This window comes from Candidatus Binataceae bacterium (genome assembly GCA_036495685.1).
In the GTDB taxonomy this organism is placed as follows: Bacteria; Desulfobacterota; Binatia; order Binatales; family Binataceae; genus JAFAHS01.
Window position 1 is genome coordinate 1 of record DASXMJ010000036.1, and the last position, 19,767, is coordinate 19,767.

A 19,767-nucleotide genomic window follows, 5' to 3' on the forward strand; every position below is an offset into this window, starting at 1 on the left:
GCCGATTCGTTCCTCCCACGCTAGCTCGAGTTGGCGTGCTCTCGATCTGGCGCTCTCGCTCGGTCGCCCCATCCTCGCCAGCCTCCTTTCCCTTCGGGTTCTTCTGCGAGGGGATCGTGGAGCAGCGGCCAGCGACCGGCAATGCGTCGAGCGCCGCTTTCACTTCGAGCAGTGCCGAGATCGACGCCTCGGGCGCGTTCACTAGTTGGCAACGCGCGCAGGCTTCGCGCCAAGTCATCCACTCTGGAATCCAAGCCCAGGTATTGTCCGCCAGGAGACAGACCAGAGTTCGAGTGCCGCTGGGTCCGCGGCGTCGCTGCTTTTGGAACAGCCTCTGACCGAATAATGGATGCCAGCGATAGTGGACAGTTACCGAATGTGAAAACTGAGCAGTATGTGTCTGTTCCGATGGGCCTGGGCGAGATTCACCTCGCGATCGCCCTCGGCTACCTAGGTACTCAGAAGAGCTACAAGACTCGGTTCTTCAGCGCCGCCGATCTGGTCCTGATGCTGGAAGCCGCGCAGCGTTAGGGCTGTGACCGACAAGCCATGCATCGCGCGGTCAACGCCTACAAACTGCTGATTATCGAAATGAGCTAGAAAAAGTAACGAACCGAGCCGGTGACGAGCAGGCCTGCAATCGCGAGCAGCAGAGCAGGAGGCATCATCACTGAACCGAGTTTCAGAAAGTTCCAGGCACTCACTTCCTGATTTTCCCGCCGCAGCGCGGACAGCCAAAGGATGGTTGCGAGCGATCCGGTAACGGACAGATTCGGCCCGAGGTCCACGCCGATGAGCACGGCGCTGGCGACCTGCTGCGGCACATGCGAAGCGGACACGACGGAGCCAGCCAGCAGACCGGCTGGCAGATTATTGACCAGGTTGCTAATCAAGGCCAGAGTCACGCCCGTTCCCCAAGTGGTCGCCATCGCGGAACGATGGGTCGCCGTTTGCAGAACATGAATGAGCGCGTTGAGCACGCCGCTGCGTTCAAGCGCCTCTACCAGCACGAAGAGACCGGCCACCAGCGGCAAAATTTCCCAGGAAGCGTCCTTCATAACGGTCCACGGCGAGTCGCGCTTTAGGAAAAGCACCACCGCAGCAGTCGCTACAGCGGCGACAAATGTCGGCAGTCCAAGGTCAACGCCGAAGCCGGAGACAAGCAGAAGCACGATTGCCGTGCCCACGATGCCGCAAGCGGTCATGCGGCCACCGCTGGACAGACCAGGTACATCGACCTCAGCGGCTATTACCTCCTGGCTGAGCGAATCGCGCTGCGTGAACCGGAGGACAGTGTAAGTAACCGCGATCGACAGCACCGATGGCAACGCGAACCGCCCCAGCCATTGCAGCAGCGGCGGCATATGGCCACGGAATATGATCAGGTTGGCTGGATTTGAGATCGGCAGGACGAAGCTGGCCGCGTTTGCTATGAACGCGCAGATCAACACGTAGGGGAGTGGGTTCTTCACCTTGGCGGCCTTGGTCGCGGCAAAGACGGCCGGCGTGAGAACCACCGCCGTAGCGTCGTTCGACATAAAAACTGTAACCACTGTGCCGACGCCAAAAACCAGCGCGAACAGCTTCGTCGCGGAGCCGTCCGCCAAGCGAGCGGCTTGCCCGGCTAGAAAATCGAACAAACCTTCTTTGCGCGCCAACTCCGCCAGGAGCATCATGCCGCTCAGAAACAGGTACACATCGATCCCCTTCGCCACCGCCTTCAGTGCGTCGCTCCATGCGAGCAGACCGAGCACGACCAGCATGACTGCGCCGGACACAGCCCAGATAGCCTCGGGCAGCTTCCACGGGCGGGCGATCACGCCGAGGGTGCTCAGTGCGGCGATAGCCCAGATAGTGTCGTTCGCAGTGGTCAACGCGTAGCCATCGAAACCCGCGCAGGAGCATCGCCTTTCCAGTCGAGGGTTTCAGGCATGAACAACCACAGGATCGCAAAGGCGGCAGCAGCCACTGAGGCCAGGAACAGAAACCCGGCTCTGTAGCTGAAGTGGTGAACGATGGATCCGGCGATCGTTTGGCTGAGAGCCGCGCCGACTCCCACCGCTGTCGCGATCGCGCCCAGCGTGAGATTAAATCGCCCGGTGCCACGCGTCAGATCGGCTATCACCAGGACGGAAACGACCGCGAAAATGCCGGCGCCGATACCGTCAAGCACCTGGATGCCGACCAGCAGGTAGATGCTGCTGGTGAGGGTGTAAAGGACGCCGCGAACCGGTAGCACGCCGAAGCCCATGAGCAGCAGGGGCTTTCTGCCCCATGAACCGGCGCCGCGCCCAACCCATGCGGCGATAAGTGTGATCGTGAACTGAGTAGTCACGACGCAGGCCGACACGAACATCATTGAAGTCCGGCCCTTGCCTTTCGCCAGCATCTCACCAAGCAGCGGGAGCACGGCAGCGTTGGCGAAGTGAAACCTTACTGCGCAACAGAGGAAGATCATCAGCGGGCGATCCTCGATCAGATCCAGAACTCTTGCGGGCTTTCCATCGTCCTCGCCGTCCCTGGCTCCCCTAGCCAGCTCGTAGTCGATATCGTCGGGGTGGATGAGCAACATCGACAAGATGGTCGGGACTGCGAGGAGCGCGACAAAGAAAAAGACAGCGCGGTTCGAAATGAAATATCCGATCTACCCCATCGCGACAGCGGCGACGACGTTGCCGGCCGAGTTGAATGTCTGGTTTCGTCCCTGGCGCAGGTTGAAGAGTTTGTGCCCAACGATTCCGAATGAGATAGCGGCGATGGCAGGCATGAAGAAACTGGACATTGCGCCGATTAGCACTTGTGCTGTCACGACCGGCCAGAATGACGGATGGAACGCGACCAAGAGCGCGCCGATCGCCAACGCGAACACGCCCGCAGCGGTCAGCGCTCGCTTAGACTTGAGCCGGTCTACCAAAGCGCCTGCCGGTGTTTGCGATGCGATGCCGGCGATGCCGCCGATCGTGAGCGCAAGGCCGACGCGCTGCTCGTTCCAGCCGTATGCGGCAAGGTATATAGCGAGGAACGGCCCAACGCCGGTCTGCACGTCGGCCAGCAGGAAGTTGAGCCAGTCCAGTCCACGTAGGCACTTGCTGGAGGGGAGCCTGTCCAGGTCCGAGTCGGAACTAGCGACGGTTGTCCTATCTTTTCGCGTCGGAGCCTATACCTGAGGCAGTCGGCGGTCGTCGCGTCATTCGAGGCACTCTTCAGGTTCAGCACCGCGCGTCGCCACACAGTCTCGGCGCAGGTCAGCATAGTATTCCGTTAATTGTCCCCTTTCTGAATGCGGAGCGCCGAAGGCGACCGGGGAGAGGCTTACCCCGGCGCACGTTCAAGCCCACCTTGCAGGCGGAAGCGGCCGACAAGATAGCTGCTGTTCTCATCGGTTCGGTGGGCTCATGAGGCACGAGGACGCAGGGGTTTCGTTGCCAGTGGCTGTCAACGAAGCGAAGCTCTGTCAAAACCTCGCTAGAAAACTAAAGATTTTTGTTGCTATCCGCCGATCTGATACATCGAACGCTCGCGGGTCGAGCGGCCTTCCAGGAGATGGTGCCCGGTCGGTTTCATCGTAACGGCGTGCTCCAGGATGGCGCTGACTTCCTCGAGCGCCCGAGCGGACCCGGAGCGCAGCGCGCGGCGCACATCGAGTTCATCGTCGTTGAGCAGGCATAGGTGGAACTTGCCGTCCGCCGTGAGACGCATCCGGTTACAGGTGCCGCAGTAGGGCTCGCTGACCGGACTGATGAAGCCGACAACTCCGCGGGCGCCGGACAACCGATAGTTGCGCGATTCGTCGGCGAGGTTTTCGGTCGGAAGCTCGTTTAGGGGTCCCAACGCGGCCTCGATGCGCCGGCGCGTTTCTATATTCGACACGTAGCGTTTGACCGAAAGCGTGGCGCACTCGCCACCGCCCAAAGGCATCAGTTCGATGAATCTCACGTGCCAATCGCGCTCGAGGGTGAGGCGCGCCAGGTCGACCACCTCGGATTCGTTGTATCCAGCAGTCACCACCGCGTTGAGCTTGATCGGAGTCAGTCCTGCTGCTTCTGCGGCCATGATGCCCTTCCATACGCGGGCGAAACTACCCCAGCGCATCTGCCTTTCGACCGTCTCGGGATTGAGGCTGTCCAGATGCACATTGATGCGGGTGAGGCCCGCTTCCTTGAGGGGTTGCGCCAGATTCTCAAGCAGCATCGCGTTGGTGGTCATCGCCAGATCGTGAACTCCGTCGACCCGGGTCACGCGTTCGACAATTTCTACGAGGTCGGACCGCAGGGTAGGTTCGCCGCCAGTGAGACGGAATTTTTGGAAACCGATGCGAATGGCGGCGCGGACCACCATCTCGATTTCCTGTGCGGTCAGCAAATCCGAGTTGGGCAGAAAACGGATTCCGTCCAGCGGCATGCAATAAACGCAGCGCATGTTGCAGCGGTCGACAACCGAAATACGCAGGTAATCGATCTGGCGGTTGAACGAATCGCGAGGCATCAACTGCATACTAGACGCTGCGCTCTAAAGGAGACAACGAGGAGGTAATTAGAGATTGAGCGCAGCTATGCTTAACCGTCCCTGGCATCAATTCTTGACGCTGGTTGGTCTGGGGAGCATAAAGCCCCCATGCGAAGTAGGGCCGCGCTATTTGCGTTTCTGATGATAACCGCGGGCTGTGCGACTACCCCTCCCGCTCCCGTCGTCTGGTACGTGATTTCACCGACTCCGAGTCGAGATTTTCCGCACGGCAACATTAATTCGCCGATCTCCACCTGGGAAAGAGTGAGGAACTTTCCATCTGTCCATGACTGCCGCGACGCGCTCCGGGGCATTCGCAACGATCTCCATCGTCCGGCCAATTGTGTCGCGAGCGACGATCCCAGGCTGCTGCGCTGACCGTTGTCAGCCGAGTAACCAGTTCCAAGCAATCCTACTTCGCAGAGCCACGCAAACCTGTTAGCCTTTCTCTTTAGGTCAGCGCGAACCGAGCCTTCGCTTTTGCGCTACCCCAGAGCAACGGAAGCTATGCTGTCTAAATTCGTCATCGTACTCGCGTTGGCTTCGCTGGCCGCGATCGCTTTTGAGTATCTGCGCGAGTCCGAGGATGGCGCCCTACTTGAGCAGGAGGTAACGGGGCAACTGGACGCGCTGCGCGAACGCCTGTTTCGGCGCTGATCGAATTTCCCCCTAATTTCAGCAGATGGGATTGTCATCCACGGCGCTGCACTGCGCCGGGCGCGGTGCTAACGCCGCAATCGGTACCGACTGCTCCGGTGGAGGTCGCGAGTCGTGAGCTTTCGGTACCGCGTGTTTCGCGGACTCGCTCGTCTGGACTTCGAGTACCCGTGGCAGGTGCTGCTCGGATGCGCCGCGCTGGCTGTCGTCGCCCTGCTTTACACCCGCGCGCATCTGCAGTTTCAGACCGGGCAGGAAGATCTGATCTCAGGCCACAGCCGCGACACGAGCAACTATCGCCACTATGAGAACGAATTTCCGGACCTCGATTCGTTAATCGTGGTGGTACGTGCGGATCGCGATCCGGCGCGGGCCGAACGATTTGCCGATACGTTTGCAGCGCGCGTGACGGCAGACCACGAGAATGTCAGGAGCGTTCTGTACAAGATCGATGCGGGAGCGCTGGCCAATCGTGCGCTGCTGTACCTGAGCTCCGGGGACCTCGGCGAGCTCGCCGCACACATTCGCGACTACCGGGCATTTCTCTCGGCCTACGCGGCCAATCCCACTCTCAACAATTTCTTCGCGCTCACCAATGGGGAAGCAAACCGCGCGATGACATCGGCGATGGTCGGATCGCTGTTCGGCGACCAGAACTCGCCGGCCGATTCATCCAAGGGAAAGCTCAACCTTGCCCTGGTCGATGCGATGCTCAACGGAATGCTGGCGCGCGGCAACTTCGCCTCCCCGTGGGATGATTTGACCAGCGTGGGTCCGACCCAGGGTGTGCTTCGCGACGGCTACATTGCCTCGGATAACGGCAAGTATCTGATTATGAACGTGGTGCGCGCCGACGAGCACGAGGGTGCGCCGAATACCATCGATGCCATCGACGCTCATCTCGCCGCGGTCCGCGAGCATTTCCCCGGAGTCGAGGCTGGCATGACCGGGGGTCCGGCGCTGGCACGCACGGAGACCACTTCCACCGCCCACGATATCGCGCTGGCCTCACTAATCGCGATCCTAAGCAACGTTCTCCTGGTGGTTATCCCGTTCGGGGGAATCGTCGAACCTGCGTTTGCGCTGGCCGCGTTGCTGATCGGCGTCGCCTGGTCATTTGGCTTTACCGCCCTCGCGATCGGGCATCTGAACCTGCTCTCCGCGGTATTTACCAGCATCCTGGCGGGAATCGGCATCAACTTCCCCATCCACTTGATGGCGCGCTACGACGAAGCTCGCCGTGGCGGGCGCGTTACGCGCGAATCGATCGAACTGGGCGTAGTGAATACCGGAGCTGGCGTGGTCGCCTCGGCGTGTATCATGGCACTCGCCTTCCTGATGCCGATTTTCAGCGACTTTAAGGGAATTGCCGAGTTGGGAATCGTCTCGGCAGGCGGACTTTTCCTGTGCCTCCTCTCGGCGATGCTCGTCTTTCCTTCGCTCCTAGTGATTCGCGACCGTCGGCGCACGCCGCACCTGGCTCCTTCGCTTAAGCTGGTGGAGCGCGAAACCTGGCTGCAGCGAATGTTCGCACGCCCACGACTTACCGTTGCCACGGTTTCGGCGGCGACGATTATCGGGATGGTCGCGGTGCGCGGCCTTCACTTCGATCAGAACCTGCTCAAGCTACAAGCCGAATCGACGGAGGCGGTGCATTTTGAGGAGCTGCTGCTCAAGGATTCGGGCCGCTCATCATGGTTCGCAGTCTCGCTGAACCCGACCCGGGAAGAAGCCCAACGCAGGGCGGAACTGTTCAGCAAACTTCCGCAAGTGGCAGACGCCGAGACGATCGCGACCTATGTTCCCGCCGAGCAGGCGCGAAAGCGCGTCATGCTTGAAGGGCTGCAACCGCTAATCGCGGGACTGAAACTATCTCCGCCGGGTCCGCCCTCGGATCCGGCCCTGCTGCGCCGGGAACTTGCGGCGCTGAACTTCAAGCTCGCGGGTGCGCGCGACAGCGATCCCTCGGGGGCGGCGGCGCACACTGCGGAGCTGACTGCCCAGGCTATCGCCCGACTCGATTCTGATGCGGGAGCGTTCGAGCAGTTCGAAAAAGCAGCGGCCCGCGCGTTCGCGGTCAAGCTCGCGCAATTCAAGGCAATGCTCGATCCCTCTGAAGTGACGATCGACAATCTTCCCACGGAGCTTCGCAATCACTTCATCGGTCGTTCTGGCATCTATCTCGTGCAGATCTACCCGCGCGGTGATGTGTGGGAGGATATCCCGCTGGCGCGCTTTATCGGCGCGCTGCGCGGTGTGGATAGCGATGTGACGGGCGCTCCCGTGCAAGCCTATTCGATCGCCACGGTCATGCGCCGCGGTTACGAACGGGCGGCGGTGCTGGCGCTGATCGCCGTATTCGTGTTTGTCTTTGCCGACTTCCGTAATCTGCGCGACACCGCCCTGGCGACTGTGCCGCTGCTGTTCGGAGGAGCATGGCTGCTGGAGACGATGGGCTTGCTGGGGTGGGAATTCAATCTTGCAAATCTCTTCGCGGTCCCCATCATCATCGGTACCGGGGTCGATAATGGGGTGAACATGCTCTACCGTTGGCGCGAAGAACGCGACAAGTCGCAACTGATTCTTAACACCGCGGTCGGCAAATCGGTGACGATCTCATCGCTCACCACCATCGCGGGATTCGCCGCGCTAATTCCAGCAACGCACCGGGGGATCGCAAGCCTCGGATGGGTGCTCAGCCTCGGCGTCACGTTCATTCTGATTGCAACGCTGGTGGTGCTCCCCGCCATCCTCGAGCTGGTGGGAGGCGCGCTGCCTAGGCGACGCGTTCAGGAACCGGGGGCCGCGAGGATCGCCCTCGAGCCGCAGGTGGGGTCACGGGCAAAGCGAAGCGGGCTGCTCGCGATTCTGATGGTGTGTGTGATCGCTTGGCCGTGCGGGCGCGCCGGCGCCCAGAGTCCGGACGAGAAGGCCGCCTCGGACCGCGCGGTCGACCAGGCCGAGGTGTTGGTCCGTCAAGCCGGTGAGTCCAAGCCGCCGGACAGCCAGAAGATTCGCTCCGCCATCGACAAGCTCCACGACGCGATTCGGATGAATCCGAGCAACGATTCCGCGTACGTCGACCTGGGCTTCTGCTACTCGGTGCTGAAGGACGGACCGACCGCGATAGAGATGTACGTCAAGGCGACGCGGATCAATCCCTCGGGCGCTAACTTCAAGGAATTGGCCGACATCTACATGCGAATCGGCGATCCGGAGAACGGGTTAATGGCCGCCAACGCTGGAATCACGCACGACCCCCAAAACGCGTCGCTCTACAACGCCAAGGGGATGGCGCTTCATGACCTAGGGCGAAACGACGAAGCTGCTACCGCATTTCAGAAGGCGCTTGAGCTCAATCCTAGCTTTGCCGTCGCGCGGGCCAACCTGCGGGCGCTCAACTCGGCCCCCCAGGGTCGCGGCAGCATAAGTAAACCTGAGCCCTGAGGGAGAGAATATCTAGTCTCCTTTTACCGACTTGACGACCAGGTAGGGGCTGCTCAGGTCGAAGACATAGCCCTCGATCTGCAGGGGTCTGGATTGCTCCGCCGCTTCCGCGATCTGACCGCGCAAATTCTCTTGGCCTACCACCTCGACTCGTTTGGTCAGGATCGAGCGATAGAGATCTCGTGCATAGGATTCATCCGGATTGAACTGCAGATCCGCGCTTTGTCGTTCGGTGTCAAGCTGCATCGGAATTTCGTGACCGTCGAGGCTCAACCGGATCATGGTGGAGTGCAGGGGCTTACTCCCAGGTTTCACGCCGACCCTCCCCGTGACGTTGAGATCCCTAAATCGTTGCGGCATCATTTCGAATCCCGGACGGTAAGGAAAGCCTATACTGCCTGGCATTCCCCCTAAGCCAACACCGCCGGGCATTCCCCCTAACCCTCCCGCGTGGACACCTCCTCCCGCGAAGCCGCCCCCGGAGACACCTCCTCCGCCAAGGCCGCCGCCACCGCCAACCGCGCCACCAGGAAAGGCGCTCGCAGTAGCAACGCCCGCCAAAGCGAAAGCAATCGCAAGCCCAATCCGTCTAAAGCTCAGTGGCAACATGGAGGGGCCTCCCTTCCGAAATATCAACCGCCGGTGATTGGTCTTTCCGGTTCCGCCACGCAATAGGCGCAGTGGCAGATGTCGCGCAGTTGTCGCGTCGTATAGATGGTCTCGTGACCGTCGGCCCATCCGATGAAAACTGCCTGCTCGCCAAGCCGGGTGAACTGGCGCATGCGCTGACTCTCGGCGCCGACGGCTTGCCGAGCGGTGCCGGCGCAGTCGTCGCAGGGACAGTAGCGGCGCAGGTTTTCGAGCGGAAAGATGCTGTCGTGGCCATCGGTCCACTGGACTCCGACCGCGTAACGCCCGACTTCGTTCAAGCCCTTGATCTTTGGGTTCTTTGGCTGAATAAGAGCCATAGGTGCAGTCTCGCAGCGGAGTATATCATCGCTGGCACGCCTAAGTGGAAGATGTATTCCGCGCCGTCTGCATCGCTGTGCAACCCTTTTGTAGACCGCTGGAGGTCCGAGATTCATGGATGAAAAAGCCAAGAAACAAACGCTGCTGATGATTCCTTACGGGCTGCAGGTGCTGGGCGCCGCGCATGGAGGGAAGGCGACCGTCGCGACCGTGAACTGGGTTACCCAGGCGAGCTTCAACCCGCCGCTGGTCGTGGTGGGAATCAAGAAGGATTCCGGGTCCCACGCTATGGTCAAGGATTCAAAAGCGTTTGCCCTCTCGATGCTCGGGTCCGGGCAGAAGGGAATCGCGGGTGCCTTCTTTCGTCACGTTGAACCCAAGGACGGCAAGTTCGGCGACTTTGCCTACGAGACCGGCACGAACGGTGCCCCGATAGTCAGTGATGCGCCGGCAGCCGTCGAATGCGAGGTGGTCGGTTTCTACGAGCTGGGAGATCACAGCGTCGTGGTGGGTAAGGTCACCGAGGCGCACCTCAAGCGTGATGCGGAGCCGCTGACCATGAAGGAAACCGGCTGGAACTACGGCGGATGAACCGCCCGCTCTAGCCGTCCCGAATGAATGCGCGCGAAGTTCGGCCGGTACTCGAGCGCCTGGCAAGACGCTCGGGCGGAGAACTGCTGGTCAAGGAGCCACATTGGGGAGACGCGATCCTGTGCGATGCGTTGGTGCAAGCGTCGGCCACGCTGGATTCCGACGCGCCGCTGCAAGCCGCGATCGGTTGGTTTGAGCCCAGGCTCTCGCGAGGGCCGAAGCTCACCGGATGGTTCTGGTTTTGGGCGGCGGAAGCCCTCGCGGCCGTTGATTTGCACCTCGTGACTCACCGCGCCGATTTTCTGAACTACGCACGCGAAGTCGTTGCCGGGTTCGAAACCACTGCGACCCGAACCACCGACGGCGCCGTCGTGCCACATCCGCCTGCGCTGGAGGTGTGGGTGGATGTCGCCTACTTCACGGCGCCGGCGATGGCAGCAGTAGCGCGTTTGCTGAAAGACGATGACCTCCTCGAGCGAGCACTCGACCAACTCCTCGTGCATCATAAGTACTTGGTCGATCTCCGCACCGGACTCTGCTGGCATGTCGCGTACCCGGACAAAGGAACCCATTCGCAATGCCTGTGGGCGCGCGGCAATAGCTGGTTTGCGATCGCGGCGGCCCAGGTGATTGGTGTGCTAGGTTCGCAGGCCCGTGAGGCGCGCTTCGAATCGAAGGTTGCCAGCCTAGAGGCGGCGCTGGCGCGCCAACTCAACGCGGTTGTGGGACTGCAAGATGAATCGGGACTGTGGCATACGGTTATCGATCGCAAGGATTCGTACCTGGAAAGCTCCGCGGCCGCCGGATTTGCGCTCGCGCTGGGCCGCACACTCGCGCACCGGATCCCAGGACTGAATCGGGAAAGTGCGAGTGCCGCGTACGAGCGAGCGATCGCCGTGATCTGCAGCAAAGTCAACGAACGAGGAGACTTTGTGGGAGTGTCGCAGCAAACGCCGCCGGGCGATTTCGCGTTCTACAATTCGATCCAAGTAGGTACCGCACCGTTTGGCGCCGGGATTTGCATGATAGCGTTGTCGGAGAAGATCCGCCGTAGCCGCTAAACTGGGAGAATAGTCGTGGCGAACAAAAAAGTGGTGGTATTGCCAGGGGACGACGCCGCACCGGAGGCAATGGCGGCGACTATGGACGTGTTACATGCACTCGAGCTGCCGATCGATTTTATCGAGTTTCCGCCTGGCGAAAAGTGGGTGCGCGGCGAGACCGACAAGCGGGCGCGTGAAGCGATCGACGCCTCCGACACCACCTTGTTCGGCTCAACCTCGGGGAAGACCACTTCGATAATGTATTTGCGCTGGGGCAAACAAACCTACGCCAACGTGCGGCCGGCGAAGTGGTCGCCGGGATATCGCAGTCCCATGGCACATCCCGAGGGAATCGATTTCGTGATCGTGCGCGAGAACCTCGAGGACCTTTACCTGGGGCTGGAGGGACCGCTGCACGAACTTGCGCCGCTGAAACTACACAGCCGCATCCTGCGCGGCCCGCTCGATACCTCCGAGCGTGGCATTTACGCTGTCAAAGTCATCACCGAGCGCAACACCCGGCGAGTAGCAGACTTCGCCTGCCAACTCGCGCTCAAGCGCAAACGAGCCGGTGGCAGGGGCAAGCTGACCTGCACATCGAAATACAATATGCTGCGCGATGCCGACGGGTTTTTCCGGCAGATCGTCGAGGAGACCGCGGCCAAGTACCCGGACATAAAGTACGAGCAGTTTATCGTCGATGACTTCGCGCGCCGCATCGTGGCGAGCCCACAGGAGCTAGACGTGGTGGTCATGCCGAATCTGTATGGGGATATCCTTTCCGACGCCGCGGCCGGCACGATCGGCGGACTCGGGCTGGCGCCGAGCGGCTGCTTTGGCGACGGCTACGCGTACTTCGAGTCGGTGCATGGAACTGCGCCAGACATCATGGGCAGAGGCATCATCAATCCGACCGCCACGATGCTTTCCGCAGCCATGATGCTCGACTATCTGGGATTGACCAGCGCCGCCAATCGATTCGAGGATGCAGTGCGCAAGGTTTACGCAGCCGGACGGAGTCTGACGGTCGATCAGGGGGGCAGTACCAAGACCTCGGAGTTCGCGCGCGCCGTGATCGCAAATCTCTAGGATTGTTTGGTAGGGGAGTTCGCGGCCGCTGCGGGGGAGTCGACACTCTCGGGCTCGCGGCGCGCCCACCAGAAGATGTCGCAAAGCGCACCGCAGGCGGGCCAAACGAAGCGGGGGCCCTCACTCGGAATCTGCTCGTCGGATGTCAGTTCCACCGTCGCGAACCTACAGCATTCGGCGGGAGAAGGGGAGCCCAGAGAGGGAGGGAAAAAGAACCTCGGCGATCTACCGGCCGGACCCCCACCCGATGGCAAGATCCACTTCGCAGCGCTCAGCCGGGCACGTTGTTTCCCAAAAACTCGCCCTGACGAGCGAGGTGTCGACGCAGCCATCCCTTCACCACCTTGCTTAGGGCGGCGTCGAGTTTGCCGAGTGCGAGGGCGGTTACAAATGCCGAAAGGGTGGCTTCCATTTCGCGACGCTCCAGCGCGGCCGATGCTTTCACGCCGCGCAGAAGGATCTTCTTTAGATCGCCGTTCCACCGCTTGAGGTGGCTTTTCTCAAGACGCTTCAAGGCTCTGATGGTGAGGCGCAGGTCCCTGACTTCGCCCTCATTGTAGTGGCGTTCCCTTTCTACAGAGTCGGCGGCATGCAGGAGCATCCCGATCACGGACATCGCCTGCCCCTGCGCGTAAGGTGAAGTTAATTCCGGGATCAGCGTTTGCAGAACTGTGCCTTGCAGGCCGGTCAGCAATTCCTTGAGGGTTGGCCGCAGCATCGCTAGGCAAGCCTTAGTTGCGCCGCGATATCCTGGAACAGCGCCGGCAGCAGGACCTTCAAGACCGGCATCACCGAATCGGTGGTGCGGCCCTCGATGAAGTCGCGGATTCCCGTAAGGCAGATAACCGCCATCTTCGCGTTCCCCAGTACCTGATAGAAGCGCAGCCGCGCGCGATCAATGGGATGTCCCGATTTTTGTTCGTACAAGCGGTAAAACGCCTCGCGCTCCATCAGCCCGGCGGCAAATTCCTGGCGGCCCCAGAACATCATGGTGGCCCACGCGAGATCTTCGATGGGATCGCCGAGATGAGTCATCTCCCAATCGAGCATCGCGATGAGACCTTCGTCATCGTAAAGATAGTTACCCGAGCGAAAGTCGCCGTGGACCAGGGTTATGCGGTCGGCCACCACCGGATTTGCCGCCAGCCACGCGAAGGCCGCATCGAGCAACGGGTAGTGCTCGCCCATACGGTCGCGATGGTAGATTTCGGTCCAATGTGTGGTCTGCACGCGCGCCGGTTCTGCGAGATCTCGGGGTTCGCCAAGAAACTCCAATCCCAGCACGCGGTAATCGAGCGATTGGATGCGGACCAGCTCGTCCAGAAACTGATGTGCGATTTTTTCGCGGAGTTGCGCGGGTTCGCTAGCGGGGACGGCGCCGTTTGAAGTGCGCCCCGCCGCGCGGTGCATAACGAAGAAGGGCCGGTCCATGACCGAGTGATCCAGTTCGAGGAACAATGCTTCGGGCACCCGCAGCCCGGCGCGGTGCATCGCTTCGATCACTCGAAACTCGCGCTCGCGTTCTGACTTGAGCAGCCCCCCGGTGGGGTCGCGGCGTCCGATGAGCGGGCGCCTGCGAGTCTCGCCGCGCTCTTGCCACTCGAGGTCAAAGGAATAGGTTTCGCGCGAGGATCCGCCCGAGATGCGCCGTAATCCGAGAACCTGGAGATTCTCCGCGTCCGGCATTCGACGCCCCAAAAATTCGGTCAATCGTTCTCGGTCCATTGGTTCGGTTCCGAGTGGGTGGGGCGGGGTCAGGGCGTGGGCGCTGCCTTTGGTATGGTCAGCGTGTTAGGGGAAGCCCCGGCCGCGGCAGCATTCATTTGCGCAACCTGGGCGCGAACTTGCGATGCTTGCGCCGTTTGTCCGTGAGCATCGAGCTGGCGCTCGACCGCATCGGCGTCCTCTAGAAATTGATCTGTTTGTGCGCGTCCGGCCGGACTGGAGGTCGACAACACGCTGGTCGCCGCCATCGTCTGCCGGAAAATGTCCATGAGCTGATTTTGCAAGACCGACGCGCCCGGGGAGGGGGCGGCCTGTGGCGGCGCGTAGCGATTGATAAACTGCGCATAGCTGTTACCGATAGCCTCCGGGCCTAGGATGGTGGTGAGCATCTGCGTCTGGTTGTCGTTCGAGGCGCCGTAAAGCAGTGCGCCGTCAGCTGCTTTGGAGCTCTCAGCGCTGGGTGTGAACAGCTCAAGTGACGGAGTGGCGCCGCCGCCCTGCAGGACCAGGATCGAGTCGACGTACACAGCACTTGCGTATTCGGGATCGATCTGCACCGAAACCTGCGTGCCACCGCTGCCGGCGGCGGAGATTGTCGTGACCGCCCCAATTTGGGTGCCACCATGTCGCACCGGATCGCCGGGCCCGAGCCCATCGGGCTGACTGAACGCGGCACTGTAATACTTTGGACTGGAGGCGCAGCCCATGAGGGCCGCAGCCAGCAGGAGAGAGCGAACAATCCTGACGTTCCACTCCCCGCGATGACGGCTCATCCTACGCAAATGCCGGCATGACTTCGCCCGCGAACAACTCGAGGGTCGGTGGTGGCGCGAAGTCACTAAAGAAGATGGTAAATGTGGTGATGCCCTGCGTCATGCGTTTTTTCAACTCTTCGATGAGCTGCTTGGGGGTGCCTTTGATGCCGGTGATGGAGAACGGCTTGAGCCCTTGCGCCATTTTCCATTTTTGCGCTACCTCGTCTTCGGTTTTGCCGATACAGACCAGGAGTTGCTCGGAGATGTCGATGGTGTTGATGTCGCGGCCGATATCCTTGCAGTGCTGCTTGAGCACGTTGAACTTCTGCTCGAAGCTCTGGTAGCCCGCGGGGCAATTCCAGCGGTCGGCATATTTCGCGACCAGTTTGAGCATTACCTTCTCGCCGCTGCCACCGATGGTGATCGGCGGATGGGGTTTCTGCACCCCCTTGGGATTGTTGATCGCGTCGGCGACCGTGTAGTAGCGCCCTTTGAAGTTTGCGCGCTTCTCGGTGAGCATCTGCTTGAGGATTTCGAGTCCCTCTGCAAGCTGCTTTAGCCGCTCGGGCATCGACGGGAACTGGTAACCGTACGCTTTGTATTCCTCGGCCATCCATCCGGCGCCCATGCCGATTTCGAGGCGCCCGCCTGAGATCTGATCGATGGTGCAGAGCGACTTAGCGAGCAGGGCGGGGTTGCGATACGAATTGCAGATCACCAGCGTGCCGATGCGAATCGCTTCGGTCGCGGCCGCCAGCCCGCTCATCGCGGTAAGGCATTCCACGTGGTCGAGATCCGGCATTTGCCCGGTCCACATGTGATCCACCAGCCAGATGGAATGAAAACCGAGCTTCTCGCACAGTTTGGTGCGATCGAGAAGCGCTTTCCAGTTGAGACCGGCCTGCGGCGAGAACAAAGCGAATTGCGCCTTTTTGCTCATTCAAAGACTCCTGTTGGTTGGATGGCGAATGCGTTGGAAATTGTTTGGCATGGGCGACCGCGGGGGGTCAACCAGTCATGTCCCGCCGCGGGCTAGATGCTATAAGAGCGCGACGCTGCGTTTCCAAGCGGGTGGTGAGAAGGACCGAAATGAAGGCTGAACCGGTACGAGTTCGGGTCGGAGTGACAATTCTGGCGCTGCTGCTGGCGCTCTCGGCGGCGGTTTCCGGCGCGCGGGGCGAAGTTGAAAACGGATTCCACTCCGCGAGCGGGCCGGTTGAGGTACCGGGCGTTCCGGGAATTTACCAATGGCGCTTCGAGTCCTCGGTTGGTCCTTCCCCGTATGACCGGATTGCGCTGCATCGCTTCGCGCAGGGGGCAAGCGCGCGGCAGCGTCACGACCTTACGGTCCTCTATTTGCCGGGGACCAACATGAACGGCGAAATCGCCCTCTACGATCCGCGCTATTCATTCCCGGTCTACCTGGCCACCCGCGGGGTAGACGTATGGGCGCTCGACTATCGGACTCACTTTGTCGCGTCCACCGCGACACCGGGGGAAATCAGTGACTTGTTCAAGCGATGGACCAACGAGGAGTTCGCATCGGACATCACCGCGGCGGCGAGCTTTATCCTCAAGCAGACCGGCTCGCAGAAGATCTTCGTGGCGGGGTTTAGCCGCGGGGTGTCGTTCGCGTACCTGTTCACCGCCCTGCATCCCCAGCAGGTCGCCGGGATTATCGCATTGGACGGATTCATTCCGCGGCGCGCGTCTCAACCCCTGCCTGACGATCATGCGGTCGACGATCTGGCGGGAAAGAATCTCACCTGGGAGAAACGGCAATTCCTGATGGAGGCGGTGATCGCAAATCCCAACGGCCCCGCGCCGCTACCCAAATACCAGAGTGCGGCCGAGAACCTGGAGCACGTGGTCTACGATTCGAAGGATTTCGGAGGTAAAGGCGGATTGGCAAATCCGTTCGACGGCTATTCCAGTCCGGTGGTGCTGGCGCGGATGCTGGTCGGATACGATCGCTACTGGCCCGCGGTGCAGAACTATCAAAATCCGTTCACCCCGGAACTGCGTGACGCCCTGCAGGTCTCGAAAGTCCCGGTGATCGCGTTTGCCAGCACCAACATCGCGCCTGATTGGTCAACGTGGGTAGGCGAGTCTGCCCACGCAACCGGCAGTGATGACGTTACCTTCCAGGTCTTTCCGAAGTGGGGCCATCTTGATGTCTTGTGCGGTACACACGCGCAGGCGCAGGTGTTCGTCCCCATTGTGGCCTGGCTCAAGCGGCATCAGAAGTAGGGGGATACGAGGGAGGCTCGGGCGATCGGTTGGCGGCAGGCAGGATCAGCACGACCGCGAGCGCCCACATCCCGAGCGTCAAACCCGCGATCGTCCACCCCAGCGCGCTGCGACCGCGGCGGCTGGCGATGACCGCGATGAGCGGGGCGAGTGCTAGATTCACAACGATGGAGGTTGCCAGGATAGTGGCGGGCGGGAGCTGATAGCCCAGCAGAGCGAAGCCCGAGGTCACGCTCAAAATGGTCGCTGCTGTGCCCATCGTTTGCGTGGTTCCCCGTTCACCATATAGTAAAACCATCATGGCACGTGGCGACGTTGAGAGCATCATTGGCCGACTACGCAAGATGAGCGAAGAGGGCCTTAGCAATGTGTTCAACGAAGCGATGGGCAATCAACGTCTGCGCCGCGGGCTGGGGCGCGCGGGCGAGCAATTCATGCACAACAAGGCTTCGTTCGATCGCAACGTGGAGACGGTGCTTGATTTCGTGAATATTCCGTCCAAGAAAGACATCCGCGAGTTGAAGACGCGTCTCGATCATTTGAGCTCGCAGCTCCTGAATTTGAGCATCAAGCTGGATCGCGTGCTGGCCAAGGAGAAGCCCGCGCCGACCAAGCTCCGCGCAAAAAAATAGAGACCGACATCCGCATTCACATCTCATCCCCCGCGCCACCTGCGACCTCTCCTAAGAAGACTATCCCGCGGCGGGCCGAAGATTAGCGCCGATGACCCCCAGGTCGGCCACGCTCCTGGGCTCGTGATCCAGTTCGGGTGACAGCAGAAGCTGCGCCTGCGAAGGCATGACACTGGTGAGCGCCTCGAGCGAGCGAGTTTCGCGCTCTTTCAGGGCGGCCTGGTCGGCCAGGTTGCGTCTGAGTTTGCGCTTCAGCGCAGCGGAAAGTTTTGCGGCGGTGATTTCTTTTGCGTCCGGCAGAGCCGGCATTGCGCGGTTAACGACAATGGCGTTGACCTGAAGGCCGGCCTTCTGGAGTGCTTCCAGGAATTCTCGCGCTTGCGCGATGCGTCCGGTCTCGGGAGTGGTCACCAGCACTAGCGCCGTGTCGTCGGCACGCAGTATCGCGTCCGCCCGTTTGGCACGCTCGGCGAAGCCCTCGTACATTCCTTCGAATCCGTTCACGAACGCCTGCACGTCGGCGAGCAGGTTCAGGCCGGTAACTCGATCGAAGGCGGAGAGGACCGCGCGGGCCGCGAGGTCGACCAATCTGAATTGGCGCAGCAGACCCGCCGGGGCCCCGAGCAAGGTGACGGCGCGCGAGTTGAGCAGATCAAGCAAGCGACGCGGCGCATCGAGGAAGTCCAGGGCCTCAGACGCCGGCGGGGTGTCGAGCACCACCACGTCGGTGTCAGGTTGCGAGACAAGCTCGAGCAATTTTTCCATCGCCATGTAGTCGCCGACCCCGGCCAGCGCGCTGGACAGGTTGCGGTAGATGCGGTTGGAGAGGATCGCGTCGCGGGCGGCCGCCGACGGCGCATGCTCCCGCACGATCGAATCGAAAGTCTCTTTGGGATCGAGTTTGAGAGCCCGAAGTCGCGCGCGCCGGATGGCGCCGGCAGGCGCGGGGCGCAAGGCTTTCAAAGAAACGGTGCGAGGCTCGCTTGCGTTACCGTCAAGACCGAGAGCATCGAGCAAGCGCGGCGCCGGATCGACGGTCATCACGTCGACGGCGCGCCCCCGCGATGCGCCGCCCACCGCAAGCGCGGCGCTGACGGTGGTCTTGCCCACTCCGCCTGGTCCCAGGCATGCGATGAGGCGATACCGCTCGAAATCCAGCGCGCGCGATTTCATTGTGCGACCAGGCCGGCTGTGAGAGCGCGCGCAAGCGCGGAAATTTCTCGCATGCCGATCGCCGCTCGATAGAGCATCGGCAGCTCAAATGTTACGACCCCAGCCTGCTCCAGCTCCCTGCGGGCGGCAATTGCGGCCGCGCGCTCCGCGATGCGCTTGTGCGCGAGCTTGCGGTGTGCGTCGAGCGCACCGAGTCGCTCCAGCTCGTGTTCTTCGAACAGCGCACTGGTGGATCGATTCAAGATTGCCCCGGCCACTTCGATCCGACGCACGCTCTTGAGCGTCTCGGCAGTAGCAAGTGTCTCGCGCACCGACAGGTCCTCGGGGGTGACGGTTATGAGAACGGCGAAACGGTGGGGGTCGGTCAGGAACTCCTGCACGTCATCCGCCAGTCGGCTGAGGGTCCCGACTGGAGCGACGCCCTTGACGCCGCTGGCGACCGCGAGCAGTTCGAGCGCGGTGCCGGTGGCCGGAGCGTCGATGACCACGTATCGATCGTGGAGCGCGGCCTCGCCCGCCATCATCCGGAGTCGCTCCAGCAGCAGGAAAGCCTCGAGGCCGGGAAGTGCGGCCGTTACGTAGCCAAAAGTGCGGCTGCGCAGCATGCGTTTAGAGATTGCTGCCAGCGGCACAAGTCGTTTGATGAAAGAATTCAGTTCCGCCCGCTGACTCAGGGCCACCACTTCCAGCGATTCGGAAAGGCGCGCGGTCTGGTCGTCGCAAATGGCCGCTCCCAGCAGGGCAGCGGCGCCCAAATGACTGCTGAGATCGGCGAGGACCGCGGACCGTCGCTGCGAGAGCGCAACGGCGAGCGCCGCTGCCACGGTGCTCTTGCCCGTGCCGCCCTTGCCGGTAACGAAAAGAACCCGCGGCAGCTGCATCGCTCGACCTTAGCTACGCCAACTCGCTCAGAAAATGCGCGGCGAGTGC

At 61.4% G+C, this 19,767-nt stretch carries 23 protein-coding genes; 9 read left to right on the forward strand and 14 right to left on the reverse strand.

Annotation, left to right across the window (positions count from 1 at the left end; genetic code table 11):
- The coding region (locus tag VGI36_03935; protein HEY2484270.1) for a hypothetical protein at positions 1-238 on the reverse strand (238 nt) is incomplete at its 3' end.
- Between the two features lie 140 nt (positions 239-378).
- On the opposite strand from VGI36_03935, the gene VGI36_03940 reads away from it, so the two are divergent.
- Positions 379-531, forward strand: a complete 153-nt coding sequence (locus tag VGI36_03940; protein HEY2484271.1) for an ATP-binding protein — start codon at positions 379-381, stop codon at positions 529-531.
- A 65-nt stretch (positions 532-596) separates the two neighbouring features.
- Here the strand turns inward: VGI36_03940 and VGI36_03945 are convergent, their stop codons facing one another.
- The 4 genes from VGI36_03945 to moaA form a co-directional block, all read right to left on the reverse strand.
- Complete coding sequence (locus VGI36_03945; protein ID HEY2484272.1) at positions 597-1,874, reverse strand: arsenic transporter; 1,278 nt, start codon at positions 1,872-1,874, stop codon at positions 597-599.
- Positions 1,871-2,572, reverse strand: a complete 702-nt coding sequence (locus VGI36_03950) for an MFS transporter (GenBank protein HEY2484273.1) — start codon at positions 2,570-2,572, stop codon at positions 1,871-1,873. The genes VGI36_03945 and VGI36_03950 overlap by 4 nt, the downstream gene beginning before the upstream one ends.
- Positions 2,573-2,644: 72 nt before the next feature.
- Positions 2,645-3,109 (reverse strand): MFS transporter, encoded by a 465-nt coding sequence (locus VGI36_03955; protein ID HEY2484274.1) that lies wholly within the window; start codon positions 3,107-3,109, stop codon positions 2,645-2,647.
- Between the two features lie 380 nt (positions 3,110-3,489).
- Positions 3,490-4,485: a GTP 3',8-cyclase MoaA gene (gene moaA, locus VGI36_03960; protein HEY2484275.1), complete on the reverse strand. Its 996-nt coding sequence runs from the start codon at positions 4,483-4,485 to the stop codon at positions 3,490-3,492.
- Positions 4,486-4,614: 129 nt separating this feature from the next.
- Here moaA and VGI36_03965 point away from each other — a divergent pair, with 129 nt between their 5' ends.
- From VGI36_03965 to VGI36_03975, 3 genes are all read left to right on the forward strand, one after another.
- The gene (locus tag VGI36_03965) at positions 4,615-4,884 is read left to right on the forward strand and encodes a hypothetical protein (GenBank protein ID HEY2484276.1); all 270 of its coding nucleotides are present in this window, start codon (positions 4,615-4,617) and stop codon (positions 4,882-4,884) included.
- A 129-nt stretch (positions 4,885-5,013) separates the two neighbouring features.
- Positions 5,014-5,163, forward strand: a complete 150-nt coding sequence (locus VGI36_03970; GenBank protein ID HEY2484277.1) for a hypothetical protein — start codon at positions 5,014-5,016, stop codon at positions 5,161-5,163.
- Between the two features lie 114 nt (positions 5,164-5,277).
- Positions 5,278-8,610, forward strand: coding sequence for an MMPL family transporter (locus VGI36_03975; GenBank protein ID HEY2484278.1), 3,333 nt, complete (start codon positions 5,278-5,280; stop codon positions 8,608-8,610).
- Positions 8,611-8,622: 12 nt separating this feature from the next.
- On the opposite strand, the gene VGI36_03980 is transcribed toward VGI36_03975, so the two are convergent.
- The gene (locus tag VGI36_03980) at positions 8,623-8,925 is read right to left on the reverse strand and encodes a hypothetical protein (GenBank protein ID HEY2484279.1); all 303 of its coding nucleotides are present in this window, start codon (positions 8,923-8,925) and stop codon (positions 8,623-8,625) included.
- Positions 8,926-9,242: 317 nt separating this feature from the next.
- Entirely contained in the window at positions 9,243-9,578 is a 336-nt protein-coding gene (locus tag VGI36_03985) for a gamma-butyrobetaine hydroxylase-like domain-containing protein (GenBank protein ID HEY2484280.1), read from the reverse strand.
- 115 nt (positions 9,579-9,693) lie between these two features.
- Between VGI36_03985 and VGI36_03990 the strand changes: the two genes are divergently transcribed.
- From VGI36_03990 to VGI36_04000, 3 genes are read left to right on the forward strand one after another with little or no spacing between them, the layout of a single operon-like run.
- Positions 9,694-10,170: a flavin reductase family protein gene (locus tag VGI36_03990; protein HEY2484281.1), complete on the forward strand. Its 477-nt coding sequence runs from the start codon at positions 9,694-9,696 to the stop codon at positions 10,168-10,170.
- A 23-nt stretch (positions 10,171-10,193) separates the two neighbouring features.
- The gene (locus VGI36_03995) at positions 10,194-11,231 is read left to right on the forward strand and encodes a glycoside hydrolase family 88 protein (protein ID HEY2484282.1); all 1,038 of its coding nucleotides are present in this window, start codon (positions 10,194-10,196) and stop codon (positions 11,229-11,231) included.
- 15 nt (positions 11,232-11,246) lie between these two features.
- Positions 11,247-12,302 carry an isocitrate/isopropylmalate family dehydrogenase gene (locus VGI36_04000; protein HEY2484283.1) on the forward strand — a complete coding sequence of 352 codons (1,056 nt, stop codon included), beginning with the start codon at positions 11,247-11,249 and terminating at the stop codon, positions 12,300-12,302.
- 271 nt (positions 12,303-12,573) lie between these two features.
- Here VGI36_04000 and VGI36_04005 read toward each other — a convergent pair whose 3' ends face one another.
- The 4 genes from VGI36_04005 to VGI36_04020 are packed head-to-tail and all read right to left on the reverse strand — an operon-like array spanning position 12,574 to position 15,722.
- Positions 12,574-12,996 (reverse strand): hypothetical protein, encoded by a 423-nt coding sequence (locus VGI36_04005; protein HEY2484284.1) that lies wholly within the window; start codon positions 12,994-12,996, stop codon positions 12,574-12,576.
- A gap of 26 nt (positions 12,997-13,022) precedes the next feature.
- Positions 13,023-14,027 (reverse strand): phosphotransferase family protein, encoded by a 1,005-nt coding sequence (locus VGI36_04010; protein ID HEY2484285.1) that lies wholly within the window; start codon positions 14,025-14,027, stop codon positions 13,023-13,025.
- A 29-nt stretch (positions 14,028-14,056) separates the two neighbouring features.
- Positions 14,057-14,800, reverse strand: a complete 744-nt coding sequence (locus VGI36_04015; GenBank protein ID HEY2484286.1) for an MlaD family protein — start codon at positions 14,798-14,800, stop codon at positions 14,057-14,059.
- Between the two features lies 1 nt (position 14,801).
- Positions 14,802-15,722: a TIGR03560 family F420-dependent LLM class oxidoreductase gene (locus VGI36_04020; protein HEY2484287.1), complete on the reverse strand. Its 921-nt coding sequence runs from the start codon at positions 15,720-15,722 to the stop codon at positions 14,802-14,804.
- A 149-nt stretch (positions 15,723-15,871) separates the two neighbouring features.
- Here VGI36_04020 and VGI36_04025 point away from each other — a divergent pair, with 149 nt between their 5' ends.
- The gene (locus tag VGI36_04025; GenBank protein ID HEY2484288.1) at positions 15,872-17,032 is read left to right on the forward strand and encodes an alpha/beta hydrolase; all 1,161 of its coding nucleotides are present in this window, start codon (positions 15,872-15,874) and stop codon (positions 17,030-17,032) included.
- On the opposite strand, the gene VGI36_04030 is transcribed toward VGI36_04025, so the two are convergent.
- A complete protein-coding gene (locus tag VGI36_04030) occupies positions 17,013-17,291 on the reverse strand; it encodes a hypothetical protein (GenBank protein ID HEY2484289.1) in 279 nt (92 codons plus the stop codon). The two genes, VGI36_04025 and VGI36_04030, sit on opposite strands and share 20 nt — an antisense overlap.
- A gap of 40 nt (positions 17,292-17,331) precedes the next feature.
- Between VGI36_04030 and VGI36_04035 the strand changes: the two genes are divergently transcribed.
- Positions 17,332-17,664 (forward strand): hypothetical protein, encoded by a 333-nt coding sequence (locus VGI36_04035; protein ID HEY2484290.1) that lies wholly within the window; start codon positions 17,332-17,334, stop codon positions 17,662-17,664.
- 60 nt (positions 17,665-17,724) lie between these two features.
- On the opposite strand, the gene VGI36_04040 is transcribed toward VGI36_04035, so the two are convergent.
- On the reverse strand, positions 17,725-18,837 hold the full coding sequence (locus tag VGI36_04040; GenBank protein HEY2484291.1) for an ArsA-related P-loop ATPase: 1,113 nt from the start codon (positions 18,835-18,837) through the stop codon (positions 17,725-17,727).
- Positions 18,834-19,718 carry an ArsA-related P-loop ATPase gene (locus VGI36_04045; protein ID HEY2484292.1) on the reverse strand — a complete coding sequence of 295 codons (885 nt, stop codon included), beginning with the start codon at positions 19,716-19,718 and terminating at the stop codon, positions 18,834-18,836. The genes VGI36_04040 and VGI36_04045 overlap by 4 nt, the downstream gene beginning before the upstream one ends.
- Positions 19,719-19,767 lie beyond the last annotated feature (49 nt).

Coding starts and splice junctions, on each gene's coding strand:
- VGI36_03970 (HEY2484277.1), top strand. CDS start 5,014: ATGCTGTCTAAATTCGTCATCGTACTCGCGTTGGCTTCGCTGGCCGCG.
- VGI36_03965 (HEY2484276.1), top strand. CDS start 4,615: ATGCGAAGTAGGGCCGCGCTATTTGCGTTTCTGATGATAACCGCGGGC.
- VGI36_04030 (HEY2484289.1), bottom strand. CDS start 17,291: ATGGGCACAGCAGCGACCATTTTGAGCGTGACCTCGGGCTTCGCTCTG.
- VGI36_04040 (HEY2484291.1), bottom strand. CDS start 18,837: ATGAAATCGCGCGCGCTGGATTTCGAGCGGTATCGCCTCATCGCATGC.
- VGI36_03950 (HEY2484273.1), bottom strand. CDS start 2,572: ATGTTGCTCATCCACCCCGACGATATCGACTACGAGCTGGCTAGGGGA.
- VGI36_04035 (HEY2484290.1), top strand. CDS start 17,332: ATGGCACGTGGCGACGTTGAGAGCATCATTGGCCGACTACGCAAGATG.
- VGI36_04020 (HEY2484287.1), bottom strand. CDS start 15,722: ATGAGCAAAAAGGCGCAATTCGCTTTGTTCTCGCCGCAGGCCGGTCTC.
- VGI36_04045 (HEY2484292.1), bottom strand. CDS start 19,718: ATGCAGCTGCCGCGGGTTCTTTTCGTTACCGGCAAGGGCGGCACGGGC.
- VGI36_04015 (HEY2484286.1), bottom strand. CDS start 14,800: ATGAGCCGTCATCGCGGGGAGTGGAACGTCAGGATTGTTCGCTCTCTC.
- moaA (HEY2484275.1), bottom strand. CDS start 4,485: ATGCCTCGCGATTCGTTCAACCGCCAGATCGATTACCTGCGTATTTCG.
- VGI36_04025 (HEY2484288.1), top strand. CDS start 15,872: ATGAAGGCTGAACCGGTACGAGTTCGGGTCGGAGTGACAATTCTGGCG.
- VGI36_04010 (HEY2484285.1), bottom strand. CDS start 14,027: ATGGACCGAGAACGATTGACCGAATTTTTGGGGCGTCGAATGCCGGAC.
- VGI36_03995 (HEY2484282.1), top strand. CDS start 10,194: ATGAATGCGCGCGAAGTTCGGCCGGTACTCGAGCGCCTGGCAAGACGC.
- VGI36_03985 (HEY2484280.1), bottom strand. CDS start 9,578: ATGGCTCTTATTCAGCCAAAGAACCCAAAGATCAAGGGCTTGAACGAA.
- VGI36_03990 (HEY2484281.1), top strand. CDS start 9,694: ATGGATGAAAAAGCCAAGAAACAAACGCTGCTGATGATTCCTTACGGG.